The organism is Pseudoalteromonas sp. Of7M-16 (genome assembly GCF_022347805.1).
Classification (GTDB): Bacteria; Pseudomonadota; Gammaproteobacteria; order Enterobacterales; family Alteromonadaceae; genus Pseudoalteromonas; species Pseudoalteromonas luteoviolacea_F.
Map to the genome: position 1 here is coordinate 141,608 of NZ_JAKRFY010000014.1, position 10,481 is coordinate 152,088.

Here is a 10,481-nt window from a genome sequence, read left to right on the forward strand (position 1 = left end):
GGGGGCCACAGCAATAGGTTTAATGCGCTAAAAAACAAAAAGGTGCGTCATGCACCTTTTAAATATTCGATATTAGTACTTAGTGATAGCTAGTAGCGCGTTTTCACTTTCGCCATCGTAGCATTTGCGGCTACCGCTGTCGCGATTTTCTACAACTAGCGTGTACTTAACTTGGTTTTCTTGAGATTGGCGTACAGCTTCTAAAACAGGGCCAAGTAAATATGTTTGCTCTGGATAAATAATAACCGGCTCTAATTCGAAACCGCCATCTGAATAGCGAGAATATCGAACCTCATAAGTATTATTTCCTTTTGAGAAAACATTTTTTACATAGCCTGAACAATTGAACACAACAGCTGCTTGAGATTGAGTTGCAAAAAGCACTGCCGCGACAGATAGAGCTTTAATATAGCTTTTCATTTCTTTTTCCTTAAGTTGTCAGTTTTATCGCCTTTCCAGCGACAGCCTAATTTAAGTTTTTGAAGTGAAAGCATTATTACAGCACTTATAAAAATAGAAAAAATAAAACTTAATTATTCTTATCAGATAGTTATCTGATATTAAAATAAAATATGCATTAACTCTTTAAATGAAAAAGTTTAAAAAGTTAGGTTTTAACACTTAACGGGCGCAATTTTTCAAATTAGATAAGCCAAATAACCCTTTACGTTTTAGCACGATTTTTACGATTAGATCCCTGCAATCACCTTGTTGAAACGTTCATCTAAATCTTCAGCTTGGCAAAAGCCCAATGCTAATGGAAATAGTTGATTCGCATCAGAGATAAAAAATAAAGCAGGAAAGCCACTTACTTGTAATTGACGCGTAATATCTAAGTGCTGCTGCAACTGGGATTCGGTTTCATTTGAATTCAATACTGCTAAAAATTGAGACTTATCAAGTCCCAGTGAATTTGCACATGCCACAAGCGTGCCTTCTAGAGAAGGGTTCTGCGCTTGCTGGTAATAAGCAGACTGGATCGCCTTAACCATAGGCTGGGCACATTTATCTTTTAAACTCTGTGCTGCGATGACTGCACGACACGCATGGTAAGTCGATCGATAAGGCGTGTTTAGTTCCCAATAGTCATGATTGAATGTCACTTGGGTGCGCTGCTCTATTTGATGCCAGTATGTAGCGATGGTACGCATTAAACTTGGCTCCATGGGCTGCTTATTATCAGGCGCTAACCCCCCCATAATCCAATCTATATCTACTGAAGGATGTTGGGCCAAAAACCGTTCCAGCTCAGGCTGAAACCCATAACACCAAGCGCACATTGGGTCCAGAATATATAAAAATCGCATTTTTAACCCCTTAAAACTCAACCCAATTTTTAATTGGAAATGTTGTAGTTACTCAATCTAACACAACACATGCAAAGATTGATATTGTTTGAATGATACACAAAATTCAAAGCTTGAATAGCCTTGTAACCTGCTTGATAATTGGCAAGATATTAATATGGTTTAATTTGCCGCTGGTCGATGAAAAATATCTCCTTTAAAAGCCCGCCGAATTTTTTCATGTTGCTTGCTTCCTCGCCCGCAGACACAGAGTTATGTTACTAAGGATAACCATTTAAGAGTGTAGAAATTAATTTATCTACCCTGTTCTTTACTATTAATTAGTAGCAGAATGCAAGCCAGCTCACTTACGAATTATTTATAATTTTATAGCCTTCCATTTTAAGTTAAAAACCAAAGCTAAAAAATAAATATATTTATCATTTAATCACAATTTAAATAAAACACGCTTTTCAATTCTAATCCGACGAGTAATTTCACGCCGAAACTTATCAATAAAAAACTAGGAAAAAGTTGTGACCACCACCCAAACCCTGCAATTCAAAAGCAAGCAAATTCATTTAATTTCAACCACCTAATGGCTTCAACTGCATTTTTAACAAAGATGAGGGTTTTAACATTTGTTTGAACGTTTATATTTAGTAGATAGTGCTCCAAGCATACTCCCCCTTATATGAACTAATACACACAAGCTCATAGAGACACTAAAATGCCACAGCATCTCAAATATAAAGCTCCATTTCCAACAATTGAATTCCACTTACAAAAACTGAGAAAGGCAATATAAAAAACAAATTCACACTTGATTTTAAAAATTAGCTCTGATACGTTTTAACCACCCAAGCAAATTGGGTTAAAATAAGGAATATTGAAATGAAATTAAATAAAACAATTATAAAAAAACTATCTCTAAATAATAAAGAGATTCAAAAATCAAAAACCGACAAAGTCGCTGGTGGCGCAGGTCAACACTCGGGCGAATATTCTTGCCACGCTCTCGATTGATAATTAACACTTTAAAGTTAAATTGTTTTAATAAAAAAATAAGCACTTAAACAAACAAAGCCATGTCAGACATGGCTTTTAATGAACAACGTTGCAAACGTTTAATATTGTGCTGTGCCAATACAGGCAACTTACACCGATTTCATAAAAATGGCTTCTAAGCCAATCGCATCTGAAAATCCAGCGCATGACCCCTGAACATCATAAACAATTATAGGCTTTTTTTGAGCTTCCGCAGAAAGCACCAGAGATAACCATTTATCAGAGGCAGGATCTGACGTGCTCCAACCCCACCATGTATCATTCTCTTTACACGAACCATATGTAGGTCTATCAATATTAATTCGTATTCTATCCGAGTAGATCTGAATTTCCTTAATATTTCTCTCAAACTTATACCCTGCTAAAGCATTGCTTGAAAATAAACTAAAACCTAAGATAGCGGCGGCCGTCATACTTCTTTTGAACATGATTACTTCTCATTAACTCCTCCTCGAAAAGGAGGTTTTATTACTTGGCTATTTTTTTAACAGTAGTACAGAGCCAAGTTTACTGTTCTACTCCTGATTGTTAAGTTACAGTCGAAAAACTATTTTAGAGAGCATTATGTATGTGAGGAAGCTTGTCAGTTAAGAGAAAGGTATAGTTATTCCTAAATATAAAAAACTGGTAAATAATTAACTCACAAAGGCAATGCCTTTAGGTTTTCGCTGTTTTATAAAGTTATTTGCAATTATTATATATTTAACTGATTCGATTTAAAAGCGCATTCTATACGTACTTTACGAGACAGAAGCTTAGTAACTATGACGAAAAAGACGCTTGTTCAACTCGACCCCCCAACTCAATTTGTAAAGAGTAAAAGTCACTCTATATCGGAATAACCGTTTTTTGCTATCCCATTTTGGCATGAGTCTCGGAAGTGGACATTGAAGCTTCACAGAATACAACATTCATACCTTTATACTATACCGATAATAAATTACGCTACCAATAACGTATTTTCATTTACTCTCGAATGTAAAATCATCAGTGTAAAACATAGCTTTCAAATACATTTAAATTGTACCAACTAATACATAAACACATTAGCCTTATATATTTATTTTACTTTCTGCTTTGCCACATATACATTAGGCGAGTCTAAGTAGGCGCGTTAAAACTAATAGCTTTTAAAGTTAACTCTTTGGCAGACTGAATTCGATTAGCTATGACAGCTTTTAACTTTTCCATTAGGTTGCCTATCTCTCAACATCAGGACTCAACCCCCTTTGCAAGTTAGCTTCCCACGACAGACAAATTAAACTCATTACCTATTCATGACCCCATAGTGTAAATAGGTCGTGCACCGAATTCTCGCCTATTGAACCAAAGTTTAATATTGCCACTAACTGTAAGGATTTTATTATATCGGAAGCTGTCGAATACCTTTCGTTTTTCATAGCCATTGTTTGGCAGCTTTTTAGCTTTATTGAAAAATACGAAGGCTGAACTTTTAAAATGTAATTAATTAGTTACAATAGCGAAAACATTAATGGAGCAAACTAAATGCATGGAAACATAATTCGAATTTGCTTGGTCTTGGCAATGACCGTATTAGTAGCCGCCTGCCAATCAAGCAACCCTATACAGAATACCCAACTAAACGATCAACACCCCTTGAAATTAGGCCAGGGCGTTGTAGCGCTTGAGCTAATCAATAACACCGACAGACTCGGAAATTTGCACCCCAATTGGGGCGAAGTCATTATTATCCGAATCGATAACGAAGAACAAAGAAAACAAGCAGCCATCGCTAAAGCCAAAGAGAAAGCACTTAAAAAGGGCAAAACATTTGATCCTGAAGCCGTTGATTGGGAGCATGAGTACTTCAGTTTAAGACCAAATTCAAAAGGCACAGTATCAAGCCAATTATTTGTCGGTGCAATGCCCGAAGGTGAGTATCTCATTGGGTCACTGTATAGTTACTATAATGACGGAAATATGTCTTCTTGGATCACCATGCCTGTGTTTCAATCCGCTGGCGTATTTGAAGTGAAGGCAACACAGCTGACTAACTTGGGCACAATCGTCTTTCAGCCTTTGTTAAATACCAAAGAACCTTCGTTTTGGAGCAATCGTACAGAACAACGAGCTTACGTCACTCGCCTCAGTGGCGATACAGACTTAGCGCCATTTGTAAAACATCACTATCAAAATTTGGCAAGTTCAATGGACTTTTCTTCGATTAACTCCTGGAAAGAAGATCCATTTACCGAGCTCAGAGCAAAACTTGGTTCACTCTCCAAATCAAATGCGTACGGTGAACGGGCAATTGCTCTGCAAGGCAGTGAGTTAAACGCTCTGGCAGCACGATTTGGTTTGTTACATTTAATCAATGGACAAGGAGACTTGACCACAGAGTCGCTTCCTACATCTTCTCAACTCACGTCAAGCCTACATTTCCAAGGTAATCTTCTGGTTGGAAGTGAGCGAGGTTTACTATTTAGTAAAGCTCAAAACGGTCAATGGCAATCTAGTCAGCCAATCTCAGCAAAAGAAGCCTTTGTATGGTTAGGTTCAGCCAACGGATTTGGCTATGCACTGGCCAGCTCTCAAAAACAGCATGTGCTATATCGTTTTGCAGGTGCAGATACCCGTTGGCAAAAAGTCGGCGAGTTTAAAAAGAAGGCGAACAATAACTGGCTAGTACAAAATGGCGGACTTTTTGTGTTCTTCGACGCGCAAGGTGAACCAAAGATAATCAACGACAACAAGCTTTTATCTTTTAATGAAGCCACAAACTCTTGGCAAGCAACTAAATATAAAAGCTTCAAAAAATTCTCACAATTGAAAACCGGTGAGCTTATCGCTGTTGAAGTAAGCCAGTGGGATGGATTTGGAGATCAGGTCATTTCCCTTGATTATGGACAAAGCTGGCAAACAATAGAACGCTCAACAAGATTATTTGGGGATGCCAAAGCGGACGCAACCCTCCCTGCGCTGCTTCCCAATAATCAAATCGCCTCGGTGGGCAGAGTAAAAACGGTTAAAGGAAGTAAAAAAAACAAACTGCGTATTATTACTGCTGATATTCAAAACGCGAGTGATAAAACCAAGTGGACACCACATGGCGAACTCAAAGCAAACTGTTCCACTCAGCTCGCGGAGCTAACACAAGGCTCAACTCTCTTCTTCTTGTGCGATCAAGGGCAAGTTGTCAGTACGTCAGACCTTGGGCAAAGCTGGGACGTGCGAATAGATATTGATATTGCGCGCATGCAAGCCCAATATGAGGCTTTTTTAGCTTCACAGAAAAAAGAAGCAAAGGCGAACTCGGACGAAAAGCTCTAAACGTCTATTGAAAAATCCAAAGTTTGTATCAAGCCCGCTTTTAGCAGAGTGGACTTGATACTTTCTGCGCATAGCGACAAACCAACTACGATAAATGCACTGCGATAAACTCAACCGGGTGCATAGGCTTTTGCCCTTCAAAGCGCTTGATTTGGCTGCGACATGAAAAGCCTGTCGCCACAACTTTTTCTGCCTTCACGTATTGCTGCCAAGACGCGGTGTAAAGCGTTTCTGATGCAAGCTGATTTTTACTTTCGTGACCGAAAGTTCCAGCCATGCCGCAGCAACCTACATTAGCACTTTTAACCGCTACACCAAGTTTTTTGAATATTTCCTGCCAAGTCGACGAACTTGCGCGAGTATTCGTCTCTTCGCTGCAATGAGGTAAGAGCGTCAATGACACTGTAGATCCGGTAAACTTTAATTTTGAAAGGTTTTGTTGTTTAAGCCATTCATGTACGGTTAAAACATGAAAGTCGCCGCGCTGCTGTGACGTAAGTACTTTTCGATATTCATCGTCATAGACAAATACCATAGCTGAATCCAAACCAATCATGGGGATGTTTAGACTGGCGGCTTTTTGCAAAAAAGCGCTTGTAGCTATCGCTGTTGACTTAAATTCAGGTAAAAACCCTTTTATATGCTTGGTTTTGCCATTTTCATGATAGGGCAACAGCACAGCTTGTTTCCCCAATTTATCCGCCAACTTGATGACTGCTGCAATGAGTTCAGCTTCATAGAACCAAGTAAACGGATCGAGTACCACCAGCACCAAGTTATCCCTTTGAGACTGGCTAAACTTGCTCAATACTTCATAATCGTACTCCATACCTTTGGGCTGACGCTTACTCAGCAAAGGTAAGTCTTGATAACCCAAAACCCACTTACTTAAATTATTCGCCAACTTTGAATCTATCAGTGTATTTAACACTGCCGCTCCACGGGACATAACAGGCAATAGCCTTTCTATGTTAGCGACCATATGATCTTTAAGCCCCCGACCATATTTTTGATGATAAAAATGCAAAAAATAAGCCCGGGAATTAGGGATATCCACCTTAACTGGACAAGCAGTCGAACAAGCCTTACACGCTAAACACGCATCCATTGCCCGCTTTACTTCATGATTCAATTGCGCCAACTCTCCAGCTTCCGATATTTCCACCTTGGGCTTAGCATCACTGAAATACGCAGATTGCTGCAATGGTAAGTTGACGCCCTGCTCTGCTTGCAATCGAGCCCACTCTTTAAATAGCATAGCGCGCCCCTTGGGCGAGTCTCGCCGGTCTTTAGTCACTTTGTAGGACGGACACATTTGAGTATGCTCACTGTAGTTGAAGCACAGCCCATTGCCGTTGCAGTTCAGAGTATCTTGAAATGAAGTTTTGATATTGATAGGCACGAGTTTATCGAAGCGCGCTCTTAAAGGGCCATCGACACTTGCAAGCACAGTGTTACTATCTAGTGGCATACAAATTTTACCTGGATTGAGCTTATTGTTCGCATCAAACGCCGTTTTTATCTTTCTCAGCTCTAAAAATAAATCAGAGCCAAAGAATTCAGGACCGTATTCACTGCGAAACCCTTTTCCATGTTCTCCCCAAAATAGTCCACCATATTTTTTAGTTAACTGCGCCACTTTGTCAGAAATAGGTTTGAGCATAGCTTGCTGGTTTGTGTCACATAGATCTAAAGCAGGACGCACATGCAACACCCCTGCGTCCACATGACCAAACATGCCATAGGCCAGATTGTACGAGTCAAGTAGTGCTCTAAACTCAACGATAAAATCAGCCAAATGTTCAGGAGGCACTGCTGTATCTTCGACAAATGCAACGGGTTTTTGTGCGCCTTTGGTATTGCCTAAAAGGCCCACCGCTTTTTTACGCATGGCGTAAATTTTAATGATGTCCGCTTTATCCGTTGTGATTGAATAGGACACTACGCCCGACTTGTTACTAGCGATAAGCTCTTCTAATTGAGCTGCGAGCGCGTCAACCTTAGTATTGATGTCTTGCTCATTTTGACCATTAAATTCAACCATATTCAAGCCGTCAGATGTAACATCTGCTGGCGTGTCTAAAAACTTGGCAACACCTCGCCAAATCATATCTTCACGTGCAAGGTTAAGTACCTTGCTATCAACAGTCTCCACCGATGTCGAGCGCGCACTCACTAAAAAAGGAGAGTGTCTAAGTGCAGAGTCAAAGTTATCATAATTGATATTCACCAGTGTTTTGTATGGCTCGATAGGTAAGATATTAAGCTTGGCCTCTGCAACAACACCCAATGTGCCTTCACTACCAGCGATAATACGCGTTAGGTCAAACGTCTCCATATCATCGCTAAATACGTTTTTAAGATCATACCCAGTGAGAAAACGATTCAGTTTAGGAAATACCTCAAGAATTTTTGCTCTGTTTCGCTCACAACTATCGATAACATCACGAAAAACCTGTCCTAATCGGCTTTGTTTTGCAGCAATTTCTTTTGCTGCCAAGGTACTCATTTTACTCGTATCTAATTCATAACCATCGGGCAAAAAGCATTTTAGAGATATCAAGTGATCACTGGTCTTACCGTAAACCAAAGAGCCCTGCCCTGAAGCGTCGGTATTTATCATACCGCCTATCGTAGCTCGGTTGCTGGTAGATAGATCTGGCGCAAAAAAGAAACCTAGCGGCCTTAAATAATCGTTTAATTGGTCCTTGACCACACCGCCTTGAACTCTTACCCACTTTTCTTGGGTGTTTACTTCAAGGATTTCCCGCATATGGCGGGACAAGTCAAGTACAATACCGCCAGTTAGAGATTGTCCATTCGTTCCGGTTCCGCCACCTCGCGGTCCAAAAGAAAGTACGCTAAATTCTGCCCGCTCAGACAGAGCCAGCGCCTTTTGAATATCATCATTTGATTTGGCAAAGATCACTGCCTGAGGGTACTGCTGATAGATACTGTTATCCGTTGAGTGTACTAACTTGGTTGAATAGCTGCTGTCTACCTCTCCTTCAAAACCTAACCCCTTCAACGCGTTAAGATAATTATCAAGCACTTCTGCTATGTGCCCGCTAGCGTTATTTTCTTGCTCCATTTTTTGCGCCCCACAAAATGATACAATATAACATAACCAAAAAAGTTAATCTGTACAATTTAGTGGGGACAAAATTCTTGGCAGGTTTAGCTCTCGTCAACCAGCACTCATTGCATAAAAAAACGGCAAGATAATTATCTTGCCGTTTTATATCGGTGGGAGACCTTCGTTCAGTATAGTTAAATTACTCAGGTTTGCGACTAAACAACTAGTATTTAAAATCGTTACTATAGCCTGCTACATGATCTGCACTGAGTTTGAAACATAAATTATCTCTAGAAATACATAACTCATGTTCTCCTTGGGTCGCTGAAACTTCTATCCAATCCTTTTGCGATAACCTGTGCGCTTCAATGCCATTGAAGCTAAGCACTTCGTCACCAACTTTGATACCCGCTCCAAAAGCGGCCATATCTGGCATTATGTACCGAACGACAAAAGCACCATTAACCAACTTTCTCAACTCTAACCCAAGTAAATTGTATCGAGCATTAAATAGGACTGAATTATAAGGCTTTAAGTGTAGGCTCACATTGTGATAATCAATTACATAATTAAAATGGGACAATATAGAGCTTCCTAACACTGACTTTCCGTCATCGCCACCTTCAATAAAATTAGTTTTTACATTGCTTAATTCTAGCCCTGCAATTTGTAGTGATGGAATAGTGCCGCGTTGATGAATTGTTTGACCACTTAAGCCAAAATCAGAACCAGTGACTGTTTTACCTTTAAATTCATAGCCCAAGTCACGGACATGGTAATTGTTAAGCTTGAAATAGTGGCGACTGCCAGTATCAAGTACCAGCTCCTGAGACATTATTTGGTTGTCACCTAAATCAACTTCACTGTCAAAATAAAGTTTGCTGAGAGATACGCGCATAGGGATTGATATATCTTGCTCGGACGGTTGGTAAGGCTCACGAGAAATGTCAATGGTCCCTGCTTTCGAATCAATATACCAAGTAAAATGTTTAAGAATATCATGACCCAATACACCATCGAACACTGCCTCATCATCCCTCAAAAAGTATTCGCTTTCGGTCACAGGCATATAGGCAAAACTCACATTTTTAAAACTCACTTTACCGAGTTGAATATCGCTAACTTCGGTTTGGAAACCATGAGAATTTTTGCCATCTCCCCACCCTCCTAACTCAAGTGAGTAGCCCTCCTTTAATGCCAAGGCTTTCACCTTTTTGGAATCGTTTAAAATTGAAATAGACGCGCCTGTATCAATCATCATTTTGAAGCCCTGAACCCCGTTGATAGACATATATACATAAGGTTTAGCGCTAATTTGTGCATCCACTTGCGTTGTTTTTTGTCCAGCTTGCCAATGTGGCTGGATATCATCGTTTTCGTACTTCAGCCGAATATAATTAGCAACACTGCACCCACTGAGCGTCATTGCTCCAAGTAAAACCACGAGTAACTTCACCGCTCACCTCCATTAAGTTGATTTATCAGTGGAGCTTACTCTTATGTATGTGAAGAGAATGTCAAATTCAAGATAATTGAGATGGGAATCGATCCGAAGGTCAGTTATGTACAGACAGCTCATTTTGTGTCATGGGTCCGTTTTGTATTGAAAGTAAGTCTTGTACCACGGGCCAACATTGTAATAATGCGTCCTTTGTCATCCCGAACTTGATTCCAATGCTGATCGTTTAAGCTCATTTACTACGTCTTGATCGATCTTTTGCCTATGGCATATTTAGCTCTTAACTTGAAGGAGCTTATAT

7 protein-coding genes are annotated in these 10,481 nt (G+C 39.9%); 2 read left to right on the forward strand and 5 right to left on the reverse strand.

Annotation, left to right across the window (positions count from 1 at the left end; genetic code table 11):
* Positions 1-72: 72 nt before the first annotated feature.
* Positions 73-420, reverse strand: a complete 348-nt coding sequence (locus MHN81_RS15540; RefSeq protein WP_239426174.1) for a hypothetical protein — start codon at positions 418-420, stop codon at positions 73-75.
* A 269-nt stretch (positions 421-689) separates the two neighbouring features.
* Positions 690-1,307 (reverse strand): DsbA family protein, encoded by a 618-nt coding sequence (locus tag MHN81_RS15545; protein ID WP_239426175.1) that lies wholly within the window; start codon positions 1,305-1,307, stop codon positions 690-692.
* An 873-nt stretch (positions 1,308-2,180) separates the two neighbouring features.
* Between MHN81_RS15545 and MHN81_RS28130 the strand changes: the two genes are divergently transcribed.
* Positions 2,181-2,312, forward strand: a complete 132-nt coding sequence (locus tag MHN81_RS28130) for a hypothetical protein (RefSeq protein ID WP_023400489.1) — start codon at positions 2,181-2,183, stop codon at positions 2,310-2,312.
* Between the two features lie 131 nt (positions 2,313-2,443).
* Here MHN81_RS28130 and MHN81_RS15550 read toward each other — a convergent pair whose 3' ends face one another.
* Positions 2,444-2,782 (reverse strand): hypothetical protein, encoded by a 339-nt coding sequence (locus tag MHN81_RS15550; protein WP_023400488.1) that lies wholly within the window; start codon positions 2,780-2,782, stop codon positions 2,444-2,446.
* Between the two features lie 1,078 nt (positions 2,783-3,860).
* Here MHN81_RS15550 and MHN81_RS15555 point away from each other — a divergent pair.
* The gene (locus MHN81_RS15555) at positions 3,861-5,645 is read left to right on the forward strand and encodes a hypothetical protein (RefSeq protein ID WP_239426176.1); all 1,785 of its coding nucleotides are present in this window, start codon (positions 3,861-3,863) and stop codon (positions 5,643-5,645) included.
* 85 nt (positions 5,646-5,730) lie between these two features.
* Here MHN81_RS15555 and MHN81_RS15560 read toward each other — a convergent pair whose 3' ends face one another.
* Positions 5,731-8,736, reverse strand: a complete 3,006-nt coding sequence (locus MHN81_RS15560; protein ID WP_239426177.1) for an FAD-binding and (Fe-S)-binding domain-containing protein — start codon at positions 8,734-8,736, stop codon at positions 5,731-5,733.
* A 208-nt stretch (positions 8,737-8,944) separates the two neighbouring features.
* Positions 8,945-10,177, reverse strand: coding sequence for an aspartyl protease family protein (locus MHN81_RS15565; protein WP_239426178.1), 1,233 nt, complete (start codon positions 10,175-10,177; stop codon positions 8,945-8,947).
* Between the last annotated feature and the right edge of the window lie 304 nt (positions 10,178-10,481).